Origin of the sequence: Citrobacter enshiensis, assembly GCF_029338175.1 — a bacterium.
Classification (GTDB): domain Bacteria; phylum Pseudomonadota; class Gammaproteobacteria; order Enterobacterales; family Enterobacteriaceae; genus Citrobacter_D; species Citrobacter_D enshiensis.
The window spans coordinates 1,877,226-1,900,134 of the sequence record NZ_CP119862.1 but is presented as its reverse complement, the minus strand read 5'-3'; the positions used below and the strand labels follow the sequence as shown (position 1 = coordinate 1,900,134).

Below are 22,909 nucleotides of genomic sequence, written 5' to 3'. Positions count from 1 at the left end.
CATAAAATTAATCCCTGATGTGAAGGGTGACGGACGGTGGCATTTTCGGCTGACCAATAAACGCCGTGCGCCCGATACAGGAACGGGAACGATCGCCCAGCCGCATTCCTTTTGCCTGCTCCGGGGCCAAATCAAGCCGTAAATCCCAGGCAAGCTGGTCGCGCAGCAGGAAGGAAATAAACAGGGTCAGCGCCTGGTGATTCTCGCCATCCGGTAAAAATGAGAGATAACGCGCCATTGGCAGATTACCTAACCGCAATAGGAACTTGCCGCTGCGGTCAGGCACCCTGGCGCCGAGGGTAAAATTAACGCCGATAACCGAGCGCCCCAGCACATATCCGGCGGTTCTCCGTTTCGGGTTACGCACACCCAGTCGGTTTTGCTGCGCGGGTTCAATCGCGACCTTGCGTAGCTGCCAGCTCTCAACGCTGACATCCGACAAATCAAAACAATGACTGACAAGGTTGCACACCACATCCGGCGAGCGCCCAGGCGTCGCCAGTATCCCGGCATAAGCCAGCATCTTACTGTGATTAATGGCAAGGCTGCCGCGCACACTCGGGTTGCCCAGCCCGACCAGCGAGTACATCCGCTGTGAAAAGACATCCGTTCCGCCATTGCGAAAACAGATGTAATATCGGTACTTGCGCCAGGCGTGCCAGGCAAACTGCGTCCAGCGGTGGCTGAACAGATCGAGGAATGCTTTCAACCCGTCTTCATTCTGTGCGGACTCCTGCGCCATCCGATCCAGATAGTAACCGGGCAGCGGCGACTGGCAGCCGGAGAAACCCAGGAATTTTGTGGTTAGGGAAAACTGTCCGGTATGGTTACGCTCAAGCGTACTCAGATCGCTGCCCGGAAAAGCAATACTGGCATCGGATTTGAACAACGCCACTTCCTGCTCCGGCTCGGTGCGCAGCGACGGCTCATGATTCGGATCACCATACCGACGGTACAACGACTCCATCAGCACATAAAAATTTATCCCGCGCACATCCGGGAGCAATGCAGTATCCCCTACATCAGGGCGTGCTGGCCGGTGTGTTGCCATTCCCAGGACTCCTGACTTTCTGTGTTAATGATTTTGAGGCAGTGAAATGAGTTAATACTGGCGTACAGAGCAAAAAAGCACGACAACACGGTCCCCAGCAGATAGATTTCCCCTTCACAGACAAAAGGGGCGGGATTGATCCACAGCGTGGTGGACAGCCCCCGAACCGGCACACCTTTAAACAGGCGATCTACCGGACGGGACGCCATTTTTTCTATAGCGTCCAGCTTCTGAGAAGAAAGACGAGCCTGCTGCGGATGATGAATGCCCGGCAGGTCAAAAGTCCGTAACACCTGGACCAGAGCTTCTCTGTCCAGCAGCGAGAGGTAGTTCAGGTTCATGCAGGAAATCAGCGACCAGTGCATGTCGCCATCAGTCACCGGGTACAGGGGGCGGGTCGGGCGGGTGACGTTGCTGAAAGACGCAACGGCCGGATTTTTATCAACGGCCTCACAGATATCACCGGTATGCAGTGAAGCCGGCAACATCCTGTTGGTACAGACCAGCAAGGCGGTGAACACTTCACCGTCCAGCCTGGAGTGCACCGGCAAACTGCCATCTGAGTGAACAAACGCAATCGCATGATCCAGGCCTCGGTGAAACAGCGAGGTTTTTGTCCGGTGATGCCAGTAGACCACGTCGCGCTGATGGCTGTATTCAATCTGGTGCTGAAATCCCTCAAACTCAGGCCAGAGCCGGAATTTTTTATTCTGACTGGCCGCCGGGAGCTTGCTGGAAACGGATTTAACCCGAAAGATGTCACAGGATTCTGGATACTGATGGCTGGTGCATAAGGGATACTGTGTTGCACTCCCATCCGGCCTGACAGGTTCAGAATGATGAACAAACAGATTTACCGCTGGCGTACAGTAGGGGCGCAGTGAATTCTTGCGCAGCTTAATATCCACAGGCAGCGGCAGGTTAAAACGCAGGCGCAGCGTAAAAGCGCCAACCGGAAAATGTGCAGGCAATGGAGCTGCATCTCGCAAGTGAAAAAAGAAAAAACTTTCCGGGTAGCAGAAATACTCCTGAAGCACCCGGTAGCCGCTATGAACGTTTTTCGGCCATGGCAACAACGCATCTTCCCGCTCAAACCCGGCAGCCTCCAGCCGCAGTTCCGGTAATGGCACGCGACAATCCCCGGTCACTACCTCCGCATCCATCAGTCGCTCGTTGAACCATAAATAAAGCTGATGGCGGGTATAGTCGTCTTCATTGCCCAGCCAGAAGGTAAGTTTATTGAGATCCAGTTCGCCAGGAGAGACGTTACCCTCCGTAAAAAAGTCAATCTCAATAACCCCCTCTTTCAGACTGCTGGTGTTACGGATATCCTGAACCAACAGGGGTTGCAACCAGAGATCACGCGCCAGGGTGAAATGGCAGGGCGGCAGCACGTCTTTACTGCTCTCCCCGTTCAGTGCGCCCTGAGCAGACGTTCGTGTGCTGCTTCCCGTCTGCGTTTTTATCAGCTCATCACGGTGGATCTGAACGGAGGATTTCAGTTCCTGACGAGGCTGATATTCGATCACCGTCATGGCCGGAACCGGACGCAGATAATTGGGCCACAGCATATTAATCAAGCCGTGTGTGAATTCCGGGAACTCATCCTCCAGCTTTTGTCGCAGGCCACCGGAGAGAAAAGCGAAAGCCTCCATCAAGCGTTCCACATCAGGATCGCCTTCCTTCTCAGCCAGGAAACGGGCCAGATAAGGTTTTTCCTGTGCAAGTAGTTTGCCCAGTTGACGCAAATAATCCAGCTCTTCACGGTAGTAGCGTTCTTCGAAGGCCATCAGGTTTACCCCACACACCAGTGCTGGTGGTTATCCAGCAGAATGTCAAACTCCAGAACATCCTTTCTGTTACTGAAATCCATGTACGCCACAATATGAAAACGCAGATCCAGCGGGGCATGGCTGTCCTCTGCGGTGGTGGTTACCACCACATCCGAAATACGGGGCTCATACCGCAAAATACAACGACTGATAGCCTGAACCATCCAGTTCCGGATGTTCATGGAGTCAGGTGATTCATCATTAAAATCAGCGATCCCCAGATCCGGCGAACCGTAGCAACTACCGGAACGGGTGTTGAGTACATTGCGCAGGTTATTGCGCACAGACTGCAACAACGCCGCCTTTGGACGCTGACGTGAAGGTAAATTCACCGCCTCGCCGATACGTTCAAATAGACTGCCTCCCGACTCCCGTTCCGTTATCATGGTGGTTTATTCCCTGTCCAGGCGTCCGACCAGGGACAACTCAAACGACGCCCCCATATACTTGAAGTGCGGGCGTACACTTAGCGCAACCTGATACCAGCCAGGTTCACCTTCCACATCGGAAACTTCAATCTTCGCCTGGCGCAGCGGTTTGCGGCTGCGGACATCTGAAGGCGGGTTCTCCTGGTCAGCCACATACTGGCGAATCCAGGTGTTCAGCTCGCGTTCCAGATCTCCTCTTTCTTTCCATGAGCCAAGCTGCTCGCGTTGAAGCACTTTGATATAATGTGCTAATCTGTTGATAACAAAGAGATAAGGGAGCTGAGTACCCAGCTTATAGTTGGTTTCGGCTTCCTTCCCTTCTGCCGTATTGGGGAAAACTTTTGGTTTCTGCACCGAGTTGGCAGAGAAAAAGGCTGCATTATCAGAGCCTTTACGCATAGTCAAAGTGATAAACCCTTGATCTGCAAGCTCATACTCTCGCCTGTCGGTGATGAGAATTTCGGTTGGGACTTTGGCCTGAAGCTGACCCATTGCTTCATATAAATGCACCGGCAAATCTTTCACCGCACCACCACTTTGTGGGCCAACAATATTCGGGCACCAGCGGGTTGACATGAAACTTTCAGCCATGTTTGCCGCCAGCAGAAACGCAGTATTCCCCCACAAATAATGCTCGTGATTTTTGCTGACATTCTCATGATAATTGAAACTTTTAACCGGATTTTCATCCGGGGCATAAGGATGGCGCAGCAGGAAGCGCGGTGCAGTCAGGCCGAGATTTCGGGAATCATCTGACTCACGCAACGAACGCCATTTGGTATAAGCCGGACCTTCAAAAATAGCGGCAACATCCTTAATCCCAGGAAGCTCAGTAAACGAATCCAGACCAAAAAATTCTGGGGAAACAGAGGACAAGAACGGTGAGTGGGCCATCGCACTGACCGCGCTGATATATTTCAGCAATTTCATATCTGCGGCGGTGTTATTGAAAGCGTAGTTACCAATAACTGCGGCGATCGGCTCTCCACCAAACTGACCGAATCCGCTGGAATAGACATGCCGGTAGAACCCTGACTGGGTAATTTCAGGCGCAAATTCAAAATCATCCAGCAGTTCTTCTTTGGTAGCATGCATCAGATGAATTTTAATATTTTCTCGGGGATCTGCATGGTCAACCAGCAGTTTCAGTGAGCGCAGGAACGACTCCAGTTCCTGAAATTCTGGAGCATGAAGGATCAGATCCATCTGGCGCCCCATACGCTCATCAATATCGGCGATCATGCCATTGACAGCCAGGATATCTACAGGCTCTGCCTCATCGTCACTTTGCAACAGCGCGGTAATAAAGGCTGTAACACCCTGACGGGCGATATCGTAGCTTTCTGACTCCGGTTTAAAACGAGTCTGCGCCATAATTTCATCCAGCAAGCTGGGCGCTGTGACCAGTGTGGTGGAAGCAGGTGCCTCCGATAAGGTGATATCTGACATACTGAAGTCCTTGTACAAGTTATTTCCGACCAACGAGGCCCAGCTCCGCAATCAGTTGTTCACGGCTCTTTTCGTCATCAAGCAAAGCCTGAAGTTGTGCGCGGAAGGCAGGGATATTGCCCATAGGGCCGCGCAGCGCCACCAATGCTTCGCGTAGCTCCAGCATTTTCCGCATTTCCGGCACCCGGGCGGCAACGTTGTCCGGCGAGAGATCTGCCAGCGCTTTGACTTTCAGGTTAACGCTCATACGCGCATCCGGCGTTTCACTGAGCACAGACGGAACAATGAAATCACGTCTGATTCCGGACTGTTCCAGTACGGCATTAAAATTGTTACGGCTGATGGCAACCGGTTGGCGCTCATCGAGTGATGTGTCATCTGTGCCACCCGTCAGGTTGCCAGTAACCAGCAGGTTTAGCGGCAGTTCCACTTCTGCTGTCTGGTTTCCTGTCTTAGGGGTGAATTTAATATTTACGCGTTCCTTCGGTGCAACACTGCCACCACTGTCATTTTTTTTGCTGCTCATAAAAATAGTCCATAAGGTTATCGTTCGTGCCATGAATACAGCATGTTCCGTACCACAAAAAATCACAGACGATGCCATTCCGGTGGCGGTAAAATATATCACACATCCTATTTGACCTTCATATTACGCTCAGGGAAAAATTTTAAAAGCACTTTTTATTCGAATGAAAGAGGGGTATCCTTTGTTCATTAAATAGGTTTGCCATAGACATTTCAATCTATAAACTACGCAAGATAGCGTTGATCCACCTGGGAAAAGCACTGATTAATTCTTTAAATACAGTAAGATAAATAAATCAAACAATTATATGACAATATAGTTATTTATTATATTCAGATCTGGACTTATTCATAACACAAATAAAAGAAAAGATATTTAAGAGATTCCTTACGGATTCACACAAGAGCAAGAGTAAAATTTAAAAAAGATGAATACAATATTAATTCATGATTAGCCAATGGATATTTTTATTGAATTCAGAGTGCGCACAAAAAGCGAAAATATTATCTCAGATATATGTCTAGTTTATATAAATAAGGCTTTCAGAGATTTTAAATTGTACTTTCCCGTCTGCCATCCATTCGGTTTACCTGTAAGCCGAATGCAGAAAAATGAAGCGGTTCCTGTGGTGAACCGTCTCACGTTCTACCTGTCGGGGATTAACGACAGGTCATTGTAAGTAGTCGCTGATAACATTCACAAGGAGTTTACAAATGCCTACACCGTGTTACATTTCAATCACAGGACAGACCCAGGGAAATATTACCGCAGGTGCCTTCACTGCTGATTCTGTCGGCAACATCTACGTGCAGGGCCACGAAGATGAAATGCTGGTGCAGGAGTTCCTGCATAACGTGACAGTGCCGACCGACCCACAATCTGGTCAGCCCTCAGGCCAGCGAGCCCACAAACCGTTCATCTTTACGGTGGCGCTGAATAAAGCCGTTCCTCTGCTGTACAACGCGCTCGCCTCAGGCGAAATGCTGCCAAAAACCGAACTGCACTGGTGGCGCACCTCTGTTGAAGGTAAGCAGGAGCATTATTTCACCACCCGCCTGACTGATTCGACTATCGTCGATATCAACCTGCATATGCCGCACTGCCAGGACCCATCACAGCGTGAGTTTACACAACTGCTCGCAGTGAAATTGGCCTACCGCAAAATCGAGTGGGAACACATAAAGTCAGGCACTTCCGGTGCCGATGACTGGCGTGCACCGCTGGAAGCATAAGTTAAACCAACAGCATCCTGCCCTTATGGGCTGGATGCTGTTTTTTTGCATTACGGCATCTGTAAAAAAGGGTTGTCAGTAAGGGGTTACGTTTTTACGGGAGATGGCAGACGCCGGAGACTTCGGCGGTAGCGTGCCTGAAGATAAGCGTAACACTGTACTGTCACAGCCGCTGGACAGCGGATGTCTGTTTTCCTGCAAACATCAGGGAGGTCAATATGTCATTAAAGGGCTGCGTTATATCACTGGTGTGGTTGCCAGTTTCGGAATGAAAGAGAACAACCGTTGGCAAATGCAATATCGCCTTCGTATACCCCCTCCCCTGTGGCGTTGCGGCCTTCGTCAAAATTTCCGTATCTTCCAGCAACAGAATATCCAGGCTATTTCCGCCACCCTTCTGAATGAAAATGGCGTAACCGACTGGACACCATCCTTCAATGCAGACCACCCATCTCACGAATTCTGCGTGCAGTATGGTGAAAACGATCAGGCTTTTTTGTCGCGCCTCTGGGCGGAAGAAGGCATTTTCTATTATGACAAACTCGCGCCGGACGGCCCAGACCAGAAGCTGACGCTGTGTGATAATGTGGCTGGCCTCTCCCCGCTAAATGACGCCATCACCTTTAACCCGAATACCACAACGGAAGTGACCAGAATGAGGACAACTGCAGAATAAGCAGAGGGCGTGCTGCTGAATTATTCTCAGGAATAAGGCATGTAGCTGTAAATATTCTGACCAATCACAAAGAGCTCAAAGCAGGATTGAGAAGAAAGATACGAAAAGCTGCGATGGACAATAACTACCTCGCGTCAGTCCTTGCGGAGTGCGGGCTTTCGTAATCTTGCCCTGAGTTCTTCTATGAATGAATAAATGTGATATTACTATAATGAGGCGTTATATGTGAGCGAATCTTATGAAGATATAAGTAAAAATAGAGAGCTTAGAATTACTCTATTTGATAAGCAGAATGAACTTATGCAGGTAATGAATAGCGTGGCCAGTAAATATATAAAGTGGAGTCTTGCCAAAGACCATTTTATCCAGGAGATAATCAGATATTCATCACAGATTGATAGGAGTGCATTTGCTGGGGCTTCAACCTTACAGGAGGCTATTGACTCACTTGACCGCGAAATTGCATCGCTGAGAAAACAAGATGAGGAACTAACTAAAAATCAAATGAGGCAGTTTGTTGTCGTTCGCCCTGTTAATGTAGAGCATTCAAGAGGGAGTAGTGGCACAGATGCCATTAATGTAGATCTATTCATCGCCGGAGTTGGGTTTATTTCCGGTGGATTACAGGTTGTTGCTGGCGTTGGAATGATGAGCTCTGGTGCAGGAATAATCCCTGGTGTATTATTAACACTCCATGGTATTAATAACCTCATAGAGAATGGCTATTATTTACTCTATCAAGAGAGTTTTACTGGTCCTTTACGATTTATTTATGAAGACGTGGGTAATCTCTTTGGGCTAGATACTAAAACATCGGATACCATTTACACATTTGTTGACGTGGGATTATCATTAAACGGTATGTTTGGGTATAAGTTAGCGGAGGACGTCCAAAGGCTTTACCGATATGTGAACGCAGATTTACTTTGGGGTATGAAAACGATGGGGATAAATCTAATGGGACCAGGTGATCGTGTAATAGAAATATTAGGCGACGCCAACACATTAATAGGACAATGGAGAGCTAACCAATGAGCATACTCATTATTATTGAGTCTTTGACTATTAAAGTTAACCTTCTGTATGTAGTGTTTTCATTGTTTGGCTTACATGTTAACTTCCTTATATTAAAAAAAATCCTGACTCCAGAAGAGTCAATGCAAAATGTCTATGCATTATTAATATCATTGATGTTACCTTTTTTCCATTTTTATGTTTTCCATTTTGGAGTGATACCATTTATTGATATTGAATTAAATGACAATATCCCTCTGTACTATATTTCTTTTGGGCTTGCCTGGCTTAGCGGATTGCCTTATATAATCGCAAGACGATTATATACATAGAAAATAGCGGAATAGTATAAGCTTATTGGAAAATGAAGGAATTATTGATGAGCATCCTCATTCTTATCGAATCTTTGAGCAATAAAATTAATTTCCTGTATGTGGCATTTTCTTTGTTTGGCTTACATGTTAACTTCCTTATTGTAAAGAAACTTCTGACATCAGAAGAGTTAATGCCACATTTTTATGCAATACTAACATCATTGGTGTTACCTTTTTTCCATTTTTATGTTTTCCATTTTGGAGTGATACCATTTATTGATATTGAATTAAATGACAATATCCCTCTGTACTATATTTCTTTTGGGCTTGCCTGGCTTAGCGGATTGCCTTATATAATTGCCAGGCGATTATATACATAGGAGATAACGAAATAGTATAAGTACTATTGAAAAATGAAGGATTTATTAGAATGAGCATTCTCATTCTTATCGAGTCTTTAACCAATAAAACTAACTTTCTGTATGTCGTGTTTTCATTGCTTGGAATACATATTAACTTCCTTATTGTAAAAAAACTTCTGAATTCATCTGAGTTAATACCGCATTTCTATGCAATCATAATATAAATGATATTGCCTTTTTTCCATTTATATGTGTTTAACTTTGGCATGATACCCCTCTTTGATATTAACATCAGTAGTAACATTGCTTTGTATTATATATCATTTGCCTAAGTTTTATTAGTTTATTTCCTTACATAGTTGCAAGGCATTTATATATATAATAAAAACCATTATAAGCACCTCATAGAATTAGCCATATTATTAACATGCCAGACATCTTATTTAAGATATGCAACTTATACCCCACCATATTAATTATAAATGCGATTAATCCATACCCGATGGTCGTCATCTAACTTCATCAAATTTTAATAATATTATTGCATAAGGATAAACAGATATGTCATTAAAAGGACTGCGTTTTACACTGGAAGTGGATGGTCAGACGCCGGACACCTTTGCAGTAGTGAATTTCCTGTTGAAGCAGAATTTTTCCTTCCCGTTTGAACTAAACGTGGATGTTGCCAGTAAGGAGTTTGGTCTGGCGGCAAGTGCATTACTGGAAAAAAAAGCCACGCTGACTATCTGGCAAGGAGTTAAAGCGCTGCGTTATGTCATCGGCGTTGTATCAGGATTCGTGATAAAAGAGAACAATCGCTGGCAAATGCAGTATCGCCTCAATATCCAGCCGCCTCTATGGCGTAGCGGCTTACGCCAGAACTTCCGTATCTTCCAGCAGCAGAACATCCAGGCCATTTCCGCCACCCTGCTGAATGAAAATGGTGTTACTGACTGGACACCTTCCTTTAATACCGATCACCCTAATCGCGAGTTTTGCGTGCAGTATGGTGAAAGCGATCTGGCGTTTTTATCACGCCTGTGGGCTGAGGAAGGTATTTTCTTTTATGACAAACTGGCGTCAGATGGCCCGGATCAGAAGCTGATATTGTGTGATGATGTGGCAGGTCTGACACCAATAAAAGACGCTATCACCTTCAACCCGAACACCCGGACAGAATCCACCGATGAGTGTATCACCGCGTTTCATTATGAAGCGAGTGTCCGCCCCTCTTCGGTACTGAGCAAAGATTACACCTTCAAGACCCCCGGCTGGGAAGGCAAATATACTCAGCAGGGCGAAAACCTGAACAACCAGTTCACACAATATGAAATCTATGACTATCCAGGACGTTTCAAGGATGAGCAGCACGGACAGGATTTTACCCGCTACCAGATGGACGGGCAGCGTAATAATGCGGAAATCGGCAGAGGTGCCAGCAATTCCCCGAAATTGTGGCCCGGAACCCGTTTCATGCTGAAGAACCATCCACAGGAAACTCTGAACCAGGAATGGCAGGTGGTAAAAAGTACTCTTATCGGACAGCAGCCACAGGCATTGCATGGCAACCAAGGGAATGGAACCACACTGGACAACCAGTTTAGCGTAATCCCCGCCGATCGCACCTGGCGTTCTCAACCCAAACCTAAACCCAGAGTGGACGGGCCACAAAGCGCCATCGTCACCGGCCCGGCAGGCGAGGAAATCTTCTGTGATGAGCATGGCCGGGTGCGGGTGAAATTTCACTGGGACAGATACAACCAGAAAGATGAAAACAGCTCCTGCTGGGTGCGGGTATCGCAGGCATGGGCCGGACCGGGGTTCGGCAACCTTGCCATCCCACGAATAGATCAGGAAGTCATTGTCGACTTCCTCAACGGCGACCCGGACCAGCCCATCATCATGGGGCGTACCTACCACCAGGATAACCGCTCACCCGGTGGCCTGCCCGGCACCAAAACACAGATGACCATCCGCTCAAAGACCTACAAAGGCAGTGGCTTTAACGAACTGCGCTTTGAGGATGCGACCAGCAAAGAACAGCTCTATATGCACGCCCAGAAGGATATGGTGACAGAGGTACTGCATGACCGGACCACGACGGTGGATCACGACCATACCGAAACCGTGAAGAATAACCAGACGGTCACGGTGGTTGTGGGCCAGACAGTCAATGTGGGCAGCAAGAATGCAGGCGGACACGACCAGAAAGTCACTGTCGCACATGATCAAACTGTCACAGTTCAGAATAATCAAACGCTGAAGGTCACAAAGGATCGTGAGAAGAAGGTCGGCGGCGATCAGACTACCGAAATTACCGGGAATGACACCGAAACCGTGGTGAAAGATCAGAAGGTCAACGTTAAGCAAAGCTATACGCTCGATGTCGCCAATATCACCACGATCAAATCCGGCGACAAAATCGAACTGATATGCGGTAAAAGCTCCATCACGCTGGAAAGCAGTGGAAAAATAACCATATCCGGGCAGGAGTTTGATTTCACTGCGGGTGGTCCGGCGAACATCAAAGGCAAAGACGTATTCATCAACTGAGGCGTGAAGAATGGAATTTAGAAATCTGACGCCGTTTTCAGTAATGCAATATGCAATGGATGACAAACACAACGAGCGTCATTGTGTGGTCGCCATGAAAACCGGCTTCCGGCTGAAACAGGACGAGGATGGTCAGTGGCAGGCGCAACTGATGGAAAACCCACCGCTGCCGCTCTGTATGGAAGATGAGTATTCCGGAGAAATGAATGTTTCGCCGGTTCTGCGTGAAAGCGACCTCGCTCCCCTGAAACCCGCTTGTGACGTCATCATTAACGGAACGGCTTATACACCGGGTGGTGTCGCCGTACCGGAGATGATAGCAAGCGTGCTGATGCGTTCAGCATCAGGTGAGGTTCTGCTGGACAAAAAGCTGCGGGTGACAGGGAAGCGCTTTTATCAGCGCCAGGCCCTGACCGGGCAATGGTTCGAAACCGAACCGGAACCATTTACCTCCCTGCCCCTGGACTACCGCTATGCCTTTGGCGGCGAGTGCCGCGTGGAGGCCGACAGCGAATATTCCAGCCGCATTCCTGAAGAATACCGTCTTACCGAAGACCAGCGTCGCGAGCACCCCGACCAGGAAAATCCCCCGCTGGCGCACATGGCCTGTCCGGTCAATCCGCTGGGACTGGGCTATATGCAGCAGTGGTATCTGCGAGCCTGTAGCATCCAACAGATCGAAGCCCCCCGCATTATCGCCGTGGACAGCCCGTTTACCCTGCAACACTTCACCGCCTGCCTTGACGGGAAAGCTGACTGGTTCGCACCTGAATTCCAGCCTGCCGGTTTTGGTGCGGTTGGCCGGGCCTGGTGGCCACGGCTGCTGCTGGCGGGAACCTATGACCAGGAGTGGCTGGAAACGCAGCACCCTGACCTGCCGGATGATTTTGATTTTAACTACTGGAACTGCGCGCCGGATGATCAGCGTATCCCCTTTCCGCTGCCGGGGCAGGAATTTGTGCTGACGGGATTTCGTCCGCAGGGTGATATCCATTTCACCCTGCCAGCACACGAGGGTCGCCTTCTGCTGCGGGCCGTGAGCGGGCACCGTATGCCGCTGCCCATGCTGCTGGACACCGTGGAAATCAATACTGACACACTGACCGTGGCGCAGACCTGGCGCTTTCTGCTGCCAAACAACACGCCACCGGTGCGGGTGCTGGAAGCACGGTACAGAACAAGGAGTGCATAAGGATGGCAGATAATTTTACAGCCCGTCAGAACGGGCAGTGGAAGGTCGTCAGCACCAAACCGGACGTCTGTAAAACGCCAAGGGGCGACTCCACGCCGCCGGTCCCCTACCCCGTGACGGCCAACATGGCCTCAGCGGTGATGGTAGTGCAGTCAGTGAAACTGAACGGCTGCCCGGCAGTGGTGCTTAATCAGAGCAGCATTCCGCAGACTCTGGGTGATTCGCCCGGCGCCGCCAAAGGCGTCAGCAGCGGGACAGTGGGTGACGTCTGCGAACCCAAAGGTCACAGCGAAACGGTATTCATTGGTGGTAAACCGATACTGCGACACAACGACGAGTTCTGGATGAACAGCCGCAACACCATCGGGCTGATAGTAGGCCAGCCCCCTCCGGCGGGTGTTTCTGCCGAAGAAGCCGACCCGCCGGAAGAGCCAGAAACCGAAGAGGAAGAAGAGGAAGGTGGCTGGCTTGACTGGGTGCAAACCGGGCTGGATATTGCGGGATTTATTCCGGTGTTTGGCGGTCTGGCTGACCTGGCGAATGCGGGTATCAGCGCGGCGCGGGGAAATTATCTTGAGGCAGCAGCATCACTGGTTGCCGCAGTGCCGGGGATTGGCGATGCAGCTGCGGCGGCAAAGATGGCCGTTAAGGGAGCCAGAGCCGCCGGGAAGATGAGCGCAAAAGCGGCAGCAAAGGCCGCTGCAAAGGCAGCAAGAGCAGCAGCCAAAGCGGCAAGAGCGGCGGCGGCTGCCGCTAAAGCTGCAGCAAAGGCCGCTAAAGAGAAGCTCAACGGCGGGATAGTTAAGGGATTGAAGGAACTTAAGGAAAACACAGGTGAAAAACTTGAAGAACTGTTTTGTGACAGTGACCCTGTGGATGTGGTTACCGGTTCTCTCATTCAGCAACTCAGTGTCCTCAGCCTGCCCGGTTCCCTGCCGCTGACGCTTTCACGGTTTTACCGCTCGCAGGCCAGAGAGACGGGGACATTTGGCCCCAAATGGACAGATGAATGGGCCTGCTCGCTGGTCGCACACGCCGACGGTAATCTGCATTTTACCGACAGTACTGGCGTGGTGCTTTATTTCCCCATCCCGCAGGACGGTATTTTCCACAATGCCATCAACTTCCGCATAAGCCGTTACCGGCTGAACGGGAATATGGCCGGAGAACTGACGGTTTTCGACCGCCGTGCACAGCAAACACGGGTGTTTGCTCCTGCGGATACGGGTGTCTGGCTGTTATCCGCTGTCCACGATAACTACGGCAACCGGATAGACTTTACCCGTACAGATGACCTGCTGACGGAAATTTGCCACAGCGACGGCTACACGCTTTCGCTTAACTGGCAACAGCAACAACTGATGAACATTGATCTGGTGGCGCCGCAGCGCCAGCGTCTGGTCACCTGCCAGTATGACAATAATGGCTATCTTGCAGAGTGCGATACTTTCCAGTTTACCCATTTATGGCATGAATACACTTCAGAAGGATTTATGACCCGCTGGCGGGACACGGATAAAACACAGGTCAGTTACTGCTATGACGAAACCGGAAGAGTTACAGAAGTTTCAACGCCGGAAGGTTATTACAACGACCACTTTATCTATAACGATGAAGAACGCTGTACCACCTATCTGGATGCAGAGGGCGGAAAAAAACTTTACCGCTACAACGGAGATAATCTCGTCATCAGCATCACCGATGCGCTGGGGCGTGAAGAAACGTCTGAATGGGAAGGAACACTGCTCCAGTCACGCACCGATGCGCTGGGGCGTACCACGGCGTATGAATATAACAATGAAGGCGATATCAGCCGGGTGTCTCTGCCGGGCGGCTACAGCCTGTATTACCACTACAATGATGCCGGACAGTTATCCCGTCTGACTCTGCCTGGCGACCAGGAATGGCGGTGGGACTACGACGATAAAGGCAGCATGGTCTGCCTGACCGACCCGCAGGGCCGGAAACAGCAGTTCAGCTACAGTGAACAGGGCGATTTACTGGCGCGCATTTTGCCCGGTGGAGCCACCTGGCGCTGGAGTCACGACGCCCTGCATCAGGTCCGTGAAACCGTCGCCCCGGATGGCGGCATTACGCAAACCGAACAGGATATGCTGGGTCGCCTGCTGAATGTGAAAGACCCGCTGGGTTTCACCACGCAGTTCCGCCACAGCAAAAACCACGCCGGGCCGCTGGGCAGCGTGGAGGAAATTAACCGCCCGGACGGCGTGCGGGAGCTGATGAGTCAGAACGGTGAAAAACTCCCGGAGAGCTTCACTGATGGCGAGGGTAAAACCACCCGCTACGAATACGGTGCATTTGACCTGCTGACAGCCGTAATCCGTCCGGATGGTGAACGACTGGAATGTCGCTACGACAAACTGACCCGCCTGACCGAAATCACCAACGCCGAAGGTGAACACTATCGCCTGGCATATGACCTGGCCGGCAACTGGTTGCAGAAACCGACTTTACCGGACGCACGCTGACCTACACCTACGATGCTGCGGGGCGCTGCATCCGCACCTCTTTCCCGGACGGCACACACCTGAACCGCCGCTATAACGTGACCGACCAGGTGACAGAAGAGGAAGTCACACAGGGCGACAGCGACCGTATCCTGAGTACCACCGCCTTTCGCTATGACACGCTGTGCCGTCTGGTAGAAGCAAAGAACGATGATGCCATTGTTACGTATGAATATGATAACGCCAGCCATCTTATAGCTGAAACCCTCAACGGCAGGCGCACGGAATATGCTTACGACTTAAATCTGGACACAGTTTCACAGCGCACCACAGCCGGACTGACGGAACACTTCACTCACGGGTTAATGGGTGAGCTGAAATCATGGCAACTGGCAGACCATGCCCCGCTGACGTTTGAGCACGACCTGCGCGGCCTGGAAACCTCAAGAAAAAGCGAAGCCGGATTTTACCAGCAACTGGGTTATACACAGACCGGGATGTTGACGAAGCAGAAAGCGGGCAGCCAGGCTGAACCGGATGCCCATAATAAAAACCTGCAACGTCAGTGGCTGTACGACAAAGCCTACAACCTGACCATGATAGCGGACTCGCTGCGCGGGACGATGTTCAACAGCCTGACGGACAACGACCAGATAAGCCATGCCACCTGGACCGGCAGCGGCAATGTACCGATGTGCGAGGAGCGCTTCAGTTACGATAAAAACCTGAACATCACCCGCCGCCAGACCTGGGTCAATGAGGTGCTGGACAGCGAATCGCACCAGCAGCAACAGCATGGCCGGGTGATAACCAGAGAGCATAAAGGCTGGCGGCATCAGACACACCGTATCAATCCGGACACCGGCAAGCCGGAGGAAGGAAAATTTGTAAGGGTGGTGAATGAACACAACATCACCTGGAAGTACGACGCTAACGGCCGTCTGGTCGAAAAGCTGGTCGATAAAGGCGGCTACCGCCCTCTCCTGTGGCGCTACCGCTGGGATGCACGCAGTCAGCTTACCGGACTGGAAACACCTGATGGCGAACGCTGGGAGTATAAATACGACCCGTTCGGCAGACGTATCAGCAAACGCTGTACCAACCACGACAAACCCGGTACAGATTTCCACTGGAACGGCGACCAGTTAACGGAGGAAATTCCGGTCAACTCCGAAGGAGAGCCGGAGTATGAAAACGCCATCCGCTGGATATATGAGCCGGGGAGTTTTACACCTCTGGCGCGATATGAAAAGGGCCAGCTGCATTATGCAGTGACCGACACCGTCGGGCGCATCCAGGAGTTGCTGACCGAAGAAGGCACCATCGTCTGGCGGGGTAAGCAACAACTCTGGGGCCGTGAAGAGAGTGTGAATGACGCTAACCTCACCTGCCGGTTACGTTTTCCGGGACAGTATGAGGATGCGGAATCGGGACTGTACTATAACCGGTTCCGGTACTATGATTGTGAAACAGGGCAGTATCTGTGTGCTGATCCGATAGGATTGGCAGGTGGGGCTAATCCTTATGGTTACGTCAATAATCCACTGAAATATATTGATTTTTTAGGATTAAGACCTAACAAAGGTGCATACAGAGATACGGGAGGGCACCATGTTTACTCAAAAGCTGGATTTAAAAATACCCCAAATTATAATCCACGAGACGCATTTTCAATAAGTTACGATTATATTGAAAGTATGGGCTGGAACCATAGCGATATGACCACGCATCAAAGACGAGCGTTTAAAGCCCTGTATGAAAGTGGAAAATGCAATACTTTAAAGGAGCATACAAAAATAGCAGTTGACGCCCTAATGGCTGGCGGTGCAACAAAACAAGAGGCGAGAAGCTTGGTCGCAGAAGCGCTTCGAGATCTTCGGAAAAATAAAACAGTTACACCGTCTAATATTCCTTGGTACACATAGGTGGTTATATTTATGAATGACAAAGATATTTTAAATGAGTTTGGGGTAACGCTGATGGCATCGGTTCGGGATCGCTCTATTAGTAAGCTCGAGCAAGCTCAATCTGGCGCATTAAAAGGCTCAAGCGGAAAAATACTTTGCGATTTATTTACCCAATTCAATAACGAACAACAAAAGGTAATAAAAAAGCTTATTGTGGAGTTTATTGATAATACTATTTTTAACACTCTTTCCATGTTTGAGGAGGAGGAGAGCAAAAAAATCCTAGTTCATGGCGTAGATATTAATGAAATTAGTGATGGGTTGTGTGGTGAGTTATTTACAGAAGACGGATGGATAAGTCAATTTAGTAAATATGATGAATAAGTTAACCGAATTTTCTAAGAAGGTGTGAAGATGTGGAGTTAGGGTCGTAGCGTAACTGATTCTATCACTACGACTTGGATTGCAAGTGATATGTTTTAATGCACTATATACGTAGGTGATATTACGATTCACAAGATGGGTAGATTGCGCATCCTGACCCGATAGGGCTAATGGGAGGAATAAATCCTTATGGTTATGTCTGCAACCCTCTAGAATATATCGATTTCTTAGGATTAAGCCCTGATATTACCTTTAATAAAACTCATCAAGATTCATTACCAAAACCTAAAGGCACAGGTTCTAATGGTGGTAGACTACAATCACATCATGGTTTGCAACAAGAATGGTCAAAACACAATTTACCTGGATATGACCCTAAACTGGCACCAACGGTGACTATAGAAACTGGCAAAGGATTACCACATACGGCGATCTCAAATGCACAAAACGCCCGACGGGATGCTCGCATAGCACAAGGAAAATGTAAGTGGTCATCGTCTTTGCAAGATGAATTAATGAATATTGTTAATGACTTCCGTAGTACGGTTTTTGATGACGCAACCATAAGTAAAATACTTGATCAACAATATAAAATGCTTGATAAATTAAAAATTGATTACACGAAGGTAATCCTATGACTAATATATCTTTTTTTACGATGCATGAAAAATTCCGACTCGAGGTATACAAACCCGCTTCAAGTAAGAATGATATGGAACAAATGAAAAATCATTTTAAGGATATTGGTATCCCTGATGAATATTCAGCATTTGTATCACAAATGACTGAGGCTGAGATTCTTGTTATGAATGAGTCCTACATAAGAATATGGGGGGCTGAAGGTTGTATAGAAATGAATGATGCCTACCATATTCAGAAATATATACCCAACTCATTAGCTATAGGTGATAATGAAGGTGGGAAAGTTATTTTATATGCTTCAGGTAAAGATGGGTATGGTCTGTACCAAGTAGGTTTTGGTGATCTAGATATCAATGATGCAGAGTTTATCTCATCATCACTAACCCAATTATTAATTTATGGCATTGGCGCTGATAAGTTTATTTAATCCCTGCCAAAGTAAAGGGAGTGCCAATATTTTAATGCAAACGGTTATGGCACTTAAATACGATCCGTTCGGCAGACGAATCAGCAAACGCTGTACCGACCTGCCAGTTACGTTTTCCAGGATAGTATGAGGATGCGGAATCGGGGTTGTATTACAACCGGTTCCGATACTATGATTGCGATACGGGGCAGTATCTGTGTGCGGACCCGATAGGGCTGGATGGTGGGGTTAATCCTTACAATTACGTCAAAAATCCTCTTAAACTGATCGATCCTCTGGGACTATGCCCCAAAACTGGTAGTGAATCCGAAGGGATCGTTTATTTGAGGACTAATCCTGAGACTGGTGAAATATATGTTGGTCAGGCAAAATCGGATGCAAGATTTTCGGCTCGCCAAGGAGAACATAATTCAGCATTAGGTGTTGAACATCAATATGAGATTTTAGGAAGAGCAAAACCAGGTACAGACCTTGATGTTTTGGAAGAAACAAAAATTAGAGAAATGGGTGGAATAAAAGAAACATCAAGAGGAACTCCTAAAGGAGGTACCTTGGCAAATAAGCGACATCAGATGTCTGATGCTCGATATAAATCAAACGGCGGAACAACACCGATGCCATATTAGTGAGGGAGAAATCATGACAACAAATAAGAGAAGACGAAAACAGTCGTGGGATGTTGGAGATATGTTTACTGTTCCGTTGTCAGATGGAACATATTGCATTGGAAAAGTTGTTGGCTTCGAACCAAAGGCATTAAATAGTGCAATTTGTGCATTTTATGCTCATCGCATGGATGAAATTCCTAGTTCAGAACCAGTACTAAATGATAATGACCTAATTTCAATTTTGTTTGTTACTCGAGATCTTCTTGATTCTGGGGATTGGAAGGTATTTTCACAGTACTCTGATGCTTTCCCTATTGATAAATATTTGAATCTAACCGATCTCCAGAGCAATGGATTTATCGGGGTAAAATCTATCGGCTCAGGATTAATAATTAAATTAATGAATGCATATTACTCTCTAACTCCTTGGAATGCATTTTATGACCCAAATTATCTTGATTCATTGTTGATTTCACCGGATAAAAAACCAAAAAATGTTTTATTGAAATAAAAACAACCGGGGATAATTACTTTGTCCCCGGTTATTTTATTATCATCAAATACTGCCTAACCCGCTAAGCAACCAGCTCCTTCATCCCCATCGCCGCCTCTTTAAACTGGAATAGTTCAGCCTTCAGGGCCTGCACTTCACTGGTGTCCGCAATAATCGTCAGCACGCCATCCGATATTTTCACCGTCACCCCCGTCCCGGTCTCAAATCCCGCCTCAGCCAGCCAGTCGCCTTTAAGGGTCAGGCCGGGACTGCGTGAATAACACATGGTCATTTTGCTGTCTGCTGGCGCAGGAGTCATGATGCCCTGCACCAGGTACGTGAAACCGTTGCCCCTGACGGCGGCATCACGCAGACCGAACAGGATATTCTGGGTCGCCTGCTGAGTGTGAAAGACCCGCTGGGTTTCACCACGCAGTTCCGCCACAGCAAAACACACGCCGGGCCGCTGGGCAGCGTGGAAGAAATCAACCGCCCGGACGGCGTGCGTGAACTGATGCGCCAGAACAGCGAAAAACTGCCGGAGAGCGTCACCGACGGCGAGGGAAAAACCACCCGCTACGAATACGGCGCGTTTGACCTGCTGACAGCCGTAATCCGCCCGGACGGTGAACGGCTGGAGTGCCGCTACGATAAACTCACCCGCCTGACCGAAATCACCAACGCCGAAGGCGAACACTATCGCCTGGCATATGACCTGGCCGGGCAACTGGTCGCAGAAACCGACTTTACCGGCCGCACGCTGACCTACACCTACGATGCTGCGGGGCGCTGCATCCGCACCTCTTTCCCGGACGGCACGCACCTGAACCGCCGCTATAACGTGACCGACCAGGTGACAGACGAGGAAGTCACACAGGGCGACAGCGACCGTATTCTGAGTGCCACCCGGTTCTGCTATGACACGCTGTGTCGTCTGGTGGAGGCAAAAAATGACGATGCCACCGTTACGTATGAATATGATAACGCCAGCCATCTTATAGCTGAAACCCTCAGCGGCAGGCGTACGGAATATGCTTACGACTTAAATCTGGACACGGTTTCACAGCGCACCACAGCCGGACTGACGGAACACTTCACTCACGGGTTAATGGGTGAGCTGAAAGCCTGGCAGATAGCGGACCATGCTCCCCTGACCTTCACCCACGACCTGCGCGGCCTTGAAATCTCCAGACAGAGCGAGGCCGGATTTTACCAGACCCTGGGTTATACACAGACCGGGATGCTGACGAAGCAGAAAGCGGGCAGCCAGGCCGGACCGGATGCCCGCGATAAAAACCTGCAACGTCAGTGGCTGTACGACAAAGCCTACAACCTGACCATGACAGCGGACTCGCTGCGCGGGACGATGTTCAACAGCGTGACGGCCAACGACCAGATAAGCCATGCCACCTGGACGGGCAGCGGTAATGTACCGATGTGCGAGGAGCGGTTCACCTACGATAAAAACCTGAACCTCACCCGCCGCCAGACCTGGGTCAATGAGGTGCTGGACAGCGAATCACACCAGCAGCAATAGCATGGGCGGGTTGTTTCCAGAGAGCACAAAGGCTGGCGGCATCAGACACACCGCATCAATCCGGACACCGGCAAGCCGGAGGAAGGAAAATTTGTAAGGGTGGTGAATGAACACAACATCACCTGGAAGTACGACGCTAACGGGCGGCTGGTCGAAAAACTGGTTGATAAAGGCGGCTACCGCCCTCTCCTGTGGCGCTACCGCTGGGATGCCCGCAGCCAGTTGACCGGACTGGAGACACCGGAAGGCGAACGCTGGGAGTATAAGTACGACCCGTTCGGCAGACGTATCAGCAAACGCTGTACCAACCACGACAAACCCGGCATGGACTTCCACTGGAATGGTGACCAGCTAACGGCGGAAATTCCGGTTGGCGCTGACGGCAAACAGGAAGACGAAAACACTATTCGCTGGATATACGAGCCGGGAAGTTTTACCCCGATAGCCCGTTATGAAAAAGGACAGCTGCATTATACAGTGACCGACACCGTCGGGCGCATCCAGGAGTTGCTGACCGAAGAAAGCACCATCGCCTGGCGCGGTAAACAGCAACTCTGGGGCCGTGAAGAGTGTGTGAATGACGCCAAACTCACCTGCCGATTACGTTTTCCGGGGCAGTATGAGGATGAAGAATCCGGGTTGTATTACAACCGGTTCCGGTACTATGATTGCGAGACGGGGCAGTATCTGTGTGCGGACCCGTTAGGAGTAAAAGGCGGAATAAACCTTTATGGATATGTTAAAAATCCACAAAATATCGTTGATCCATTAGGGTTATCATGGTTAGGGAAACTACGAAGTGCTGGTAAAAGTGACCCCTGTGGATTAACTAATCCGCATGGTCACCATATTGTGTTTAAAGGGGATTTTACTGGAGATCCTAGGGGACCATTTGTTAACCATAGCAAAAATATACTTGCCAAGTATGGCATTGACCCAGTAAATGATATAGCTAATCTAATGTGGGCATCGAATATTGAAGGTGTTCATACAACGGATAATGCCAGGTCTGTTGCCTTAAAATTAACGCAAGCAGATTTAGACATTAGCGATAGACTTGATAAAGGACTAATATGTAAAATAAGAGCAGCAAAAGAAATGCGTGAAGCTCTTCAGAATATTGGTTTGGATGTATTCGGAGGATATTAGAGTGAAATTTCATGACGAGTTTAGATATAATCTAGCAACAGCAGTGAAACATGATTATTTAGATCTTCGGAATAAAATAATTAATGAGGAATTTTATGCTGGTTGTTTAGTTATTGATGAAGATGTGTCTGGGATGTTCCTTATTTTTAATACAATAGAATACTTAAAAGAGAAAGATAGTGTCTTATTCAAAAAAGATCCATATGCAGAGTTCAGAAAAATGCTCGCCCCTGAAGAGTTTCAAAAATCATTTGGGCAATATGAAAAATTAACAATGAGTACTAAATGGATTCCAGATGATTGGGGATATGGGAATAATTTATTAGAAGACAGTTTGATTAACAAGTTAAATTTAATTCTTCATAATAAAAGCGAATCACTACAACACTCCGAACGCATAAATTTTGAAAGAAAAATTCATAAGGCAATGATGGATTCTCTCTTATCATTAAAAATGTATATAAAAGAAAGTCTAAATAGCGATATTTTTTTATTTATGTCGGTAACTGATTCTAAAAATTCAAAATTAATTGAAAATAAATCCGCCAAGAAATTAAACACAGAAATTAGCTACAATGAATTTATAAAACAGAGAAATATAGTTACAGATGACTAATTGATATAACTAACACCTGGCGCTGGCGTCATGATGCCCTGCACCAGGT

The 22,909-nt window shown here is 48.5% G+C and carries 21 protein-coding genes and 3 pseudogenes; 18 read left to right on the top strand and 6 right to left on the bottom strand.

What is annotated here, in order from left to right:
* Positions 1 to 7 precede the first annotated feature (7 nt).
* From tssG to tssB, 5 genes are read right to left on the bottom strand one after another with little or no spacing between them, the layout of a single operon-like run.
* The gene (gene tssG, locus P2W74_RS09120; protein WP_276294752.1) at positions 8 to 1,051 is read right to left on the bottom strand and encodes a type VI secretion system baseplate subunit TssG; all 1,044 of its coding nucleotides are present in this window, start codon (positions 1,049 to 1,051) and stop codon (positions 8 to 10) included.
* The gene (gene tssF / locus P2W74_RS09115) at positions 1,018 to 2,841 is read right to left on the bottom strand and encodes a type VI secretion system baseplate subunit TssF (RefSeq protein ID WP_276294751.1); all 1,824 of its coding nucleotides are present in this window, start codon (positions 2,839 to 2,841) and stop codon (positions 1,018 to 1,020) included. The genes tssG and tssF overlap by 34 nt, the downstream gene beginning before the upstream one ends.
* 5 nt (positions 2,842 to 2,846) lie before the next feature.
* Positions 2,847 to 3,269 carry a type VI secretion system baseplate subunit TssE gene (gene tssE / locus P2W74_RS09110; RefSeq protein ID WP_276294750.1) on the bottom strand — a complete coding sequence of 141 codons (423 nt, stop codon included), beginning with the start codon at positions 3,267 to 3,269 and terminating at the stop codon, positions 2,847 to 2,849.
* Between the two features lie 6 nt (positions 3,270 to 3,275).
* Entirely contained in the window at positions 3,276 to 4,760 is a 1,485-nt protein-coding gene (tssC, locus tag P2W74_RS09105) for a type VI secretion system contractile sheath large subunit (RefSeq protein ID WP_276294749.1), read from the bottom strand.
* 19 nt (positions 4,761 to 4,779) lie between these two features.
* The gene (gene tssB, locus P2W74_RS09100; protein ID WP_276294748.1) at positions 4,780 to 5,286 is read right to left on the bottom strand and encodes a type VI secretion system contractile sheath small subunit; all 507 of its coding nucleotides are present in this window, start codon (positions 5,284 to 5,286) and stop codon (positions 4,780 to 4,782) included.
* Positions 5,287 to 5,999: 713 nt separating this feature from the next.
* On the opposite strand from tssB, the gene P2W74_RS09095 reads away from it, so the two are divergent.
* From P2W74_RS09095 to P2W74_RS09025, 15 genes and pseudogenes are all read left to right on the top strand, one after another.
* Positions 6,000 to 6,518 (top strand): Hcp family type VI secretion system effector, encoded by a 519-nt coding sequence (locus tag P2W74_RS09095; RefSeq protein WP_276294747.1) that lies wholly within the window; start codon positions 6,000 to 6,002, stop codon positions 6,516 to 6,518.
* 235 nt (positions 6,519 to 6,753) lie between these two features.
* Positions 6,754 to 7,158, top strand: a pseudogene (locus P2W74_RS09090) (contractile injection system protein, VgrG/Pvc8 family); the annotation flags it as partial.
* A gap of 14 nt (positions 7,159 to 7,172) precedes the next feature.
* Positions 7,173 to 7,358: pseudogene (locus P2W74_RS09085) on the top strand (ISAs1 family transposase); the annotation flags it as partial.
* A 61-nt stretch (positions 7,359 to 7,419) separates the two neighbouring features.
* Entirely contained in the window at positions 7,420 to 8,229 is an 810-nt protein-coding gene (locus tag P2W74_RS09080) for a DUF4225 domain-containing protein (protein WP_276294746.1), read from the top strand.
* Positions 8,226 to 8,540, top strand: coding sequence for a hypothetical protein (locus P2W74_RS09075; RefSeq protein ID WP_276294745.1), 315 nt, complete (start codon positions 8,226 to 8,228; stop codon positions 8,538 to 8,540). The genes P2W74_RS09080 and P2W74_RS09075 overlap by 4 nt, the downstream gene beginning before the upstream one ends.
* A 47-nt stretch (positions 8,541 to 8,587) precedes the next feature.
* Positions 8,588 to 8,902, top strand: a complete 315-nt coding sequence (locus P2W74_RS09070) for a hypothetical protein (RefSeq protein WP_276294744.1) — start codon at positions 8,588 to 8,590, stop codon at positions 8,900 to 8,902.
* 543 nt (positions 8,903 to 9,445) lie between these two features.
* The gene (locus P2W74_RS09065; protein ID WP_276294743.1) at positions 9,446 to 11,437 is read left to right on the top strand and encodes a type VI secretion system Vgr family protein; all 1,992 of its coding nucleotides are present in this window, start codon (positions 9,446 to 9,448) and stop codon (positions 11,435 to 11,437) included.
* A 10-nt stretch (positions 11,438 to 11,447) separates the two neighbouring features.
* Positions 11,448 to 12,629, top strand: coding sequence for a DUF2169 family type VI secretion system accessory protein (locus P2W74_RS09060; protein ID WP_276294742.1), 1,182 nt, complete (start codon positions 11,448 to 11,450; stop codon positions 12,627 to 12,629).
* A gap of 2 nt (positions 12,630 to 12,631) precedes the next feature.
* Positions 12,632 to 15,118: a PAAR-like domain-containing protein gene (locus P2W74_RS09055; protein WP_276294741.1), complete on the top strand. Its 2,487-nt coding sequence runs from the start codon at positions 12,632 to 12,634 to the stop codon at positions 15,116 to 15,118.
* A gap of 77 nt (positions 15,119 to 15,195) precedes the next feature.
* Positions 15,196 to 17,022 (top strand): RHS repeat domain-containing protein, encoded by a 1,827-nt coding sequence (locus tag P2W74_RS09050; RefSeq protein WP_276294740.1) that lies wholly within the window; start codon positions 15,196 to 15,198, stop codon positions 17,020 to 17,022.
* A 12-nt stretch (positions 17,023 to 17,034) separates the two neighbouring features.
* Positions 17,035 to 17,388 (top strand): hypothetical protein, encoded by a 354-nt coding sequence (locus P2W74_RS09045; RefSeq protein ID WP_276294739.1) that lies wholly within the window; start codon positions 17,035 to 17,037, stop codon positions 17,386 to 17,388.
* 170 nt (positions 17,389 to 17,558) lie between these two features.
* On the top strand, positions 17,559 to 18,026 hold the full coding sequence (locus P2W74_RS09040; RefSeq protein WP_276294738.1) for a hypothetical protein: 468 nt from the start codon (positions 17,559 to 17,561) through the stop codon (positions 18,024 to 18,026).
* Positions 18,023 to 18,457 (top strand): SMI1/KNR4 family protein, encoded by a 435-nt coding sequence (locus tag P2W74_RS09035; RefSeq protein ID WP_276294737.1) that lies wholly within the window; start codon positions 18,023 to 18,025, stop codon positions 18,455 to 18,457. Before P2W74_RS09040 ends, P2W74_RS09035 begins: the two co-directional genes overlap by 4 nt.
* A 98-nt stretch (positions 18,458 to 18,555) precedes the next feature.
* Positions 18,556 to 18,747 (top strand): annotated as a pseudogene (locus P2W74_RS23530) (RHS repeat-associated core domain-containing protein); the annotation flags it as partial.
* A gap of 349 nt (positions 18,748 to 19,096) precedes the next feature.
* Positions 19,097 to 19,576 (top strand): Imm26 family immunity protein, encoded by a 480-nt coding sequence (locus P2W74_RS09025; protein ID WP_276294735.1) that lies wholly within the window; start codon positions 19,097 to 19,099, stop codon positions 19,574 to 19,576.
* Positions 19,577 to 19,640: 64 nt separating this feature from the next.
* Here the strand turns inward: P2W74_RS09025 and P2W74_RS09020 are convergent, their stop codons facing one another.
* Positions 19,641 to 19,892: a SymE family type I addiction module toxin gene (locus P2W74_RS09020; RefSeq protein WP_328517922.1), complete on the bottom strand. Its 252-nt coding sequence runs from the start codon at positions 19,890 to 19,892 to the stop codon at positions 19,641 to 19,643.
* A gap of 72 nt (positions 19,893 to 19,964) precedes the next feature.
* On the opposite strand from P2W74_RS09020, the gene P2W74_RS09015 reads away from it, so the two are divergent.
* The 3 genes from P2W74_RS09015 (at position 19,965) to P2W74_RS09005 (ending at position 22,860) form a co-directional block, all read left to right on the top strand.
* A complete protein-coding gene (locus P2W74_RS09015; RefSeq protein ID WP_276294734.1) occupies positions 19,965 to 21,095 on the top strand; it encodes a hypothetical protein in 1,131 nt (376 codons plus the stop codon).
* A 99-nt stretch (positions 21,096 to 21,194) separates the two neighbouring features.
* Entirely contained in the window at positions 21,195 to 22,244 is a 1,050-nt protein-coding gene (locus tag P2W74_RS09010; RefSeq protein WP_276294733.1) for an RHS repeat domain-containing protein, read from the top strand.
* Position 22,245: 1 nt separating this feature from the next.
* Entirely contained in the window at positions 22,246 to 22,860 is a 615-nt protein-coding gene (locus P2W74_RS09005; RefSeq protein WP_276294732.1) for a DUF4303 domain-containing protein, read from the top strand.
* The last annotated feature ends 49 nt before the right edge of the window (positions 22,861 to 22,909 follow it).

Coding starts and splice junctions, on each gene's coding strand:
- tssG (WP_276294752.1), bottom strand. CDS start 1,051: ATGGCAACACACCGGCCAGCACGCCCTGATGTAGGGGATACTGCATTG.
- tssF (WP_276294751.1), bottom strand. CDS start 2,841: ATGGCCTTCGAAGAACGCTACTACCGTGAAGAGCTGGATTATTTGCGT.
- tssE (WP_276294750.1), bottom strand. CDS start 3,269: ATGATAACGGAACGGGAGTCGGGAGGCAGTCTATTTGAACGTATCGGC.
- tssC (WP_276294749.1), bottom strand. CDS start 4,760: ATGTCAGATATCACCTTATCGGAGGCACCTGCTTCCACCACACTGGTC.
- tssB (WP_276294748.1), bottom strand. CDS start 5,286: ATGAGCAGCAAAAAAAATGACAGTGGTGGCAGTGTTGCACCGAAGGAA.
- P2W74_RS09095 (WP_276294747.1), top strand. CDS start 6,000: ATGCCTACACCGTGTTACATTTCAATCACAGGACAGACCCAGGGAAAT.
- P2W74_RS09075 (WP_276294745.1), top strand. CDS start 8,226: ATGAGCATACTCATTATTATTGAGTCTTTGACTATTAAAGTTAACCTT.
- P2W74_RS09070 (WP_276294744.1), top strand. CDS start 8,588: ATGAGCATCCTCATTCTTATCGAATCTTTGAGCAATAAAATTAATTTC.
- P2W74_RS09065 (WP_276294743.1), top strand. CDS start 9,446: ATGTCATTAAAAGGACTGCGTTTTACACTGGAAGTGGATGGTCAGACG.
- P2W74_RS09060 (WP_276294742.1), top strand. CDS start 11,448: ATGGAATTTAGAAATCTGACGCCGTTTTCAGTAATGCAATATGCAATG.
- P2W74_RS09055 (WP_276294741.1), top strand. CDS start 12,632: ATGGCAGATAATTTTACAGCCCGTCAGAACGGGCAGTGGAAGGTCGTC.
- P2W74_RS09045 (WP_276294739.1), top strand. CDS start 17,035: ATGAATGACAAAGATATTTTAAATGAGTTTGGGGTAACGCTGATGGCA.
- P2W74_RS09040 (WP_276294738.1), top strand. CDS start 17,559: ATGGGAGGAATAAATCCTTATGGTTATGTCTGCAACCCTCTAGAATAT.
- P2W74_RS09035 (WP_276294737.1), top strand. CDS start 18,023: ATGACTAATATATCTTTTTTTACGATGCATGAAAAATTCCGACTCGAG.
- P2W74_RS09025 (WP_276294735.1), top strand. CDS start 19,097: ATGACAACAAATAAGAGAAGACGAAAACAGTCGTGGGATGTTGGAGAT.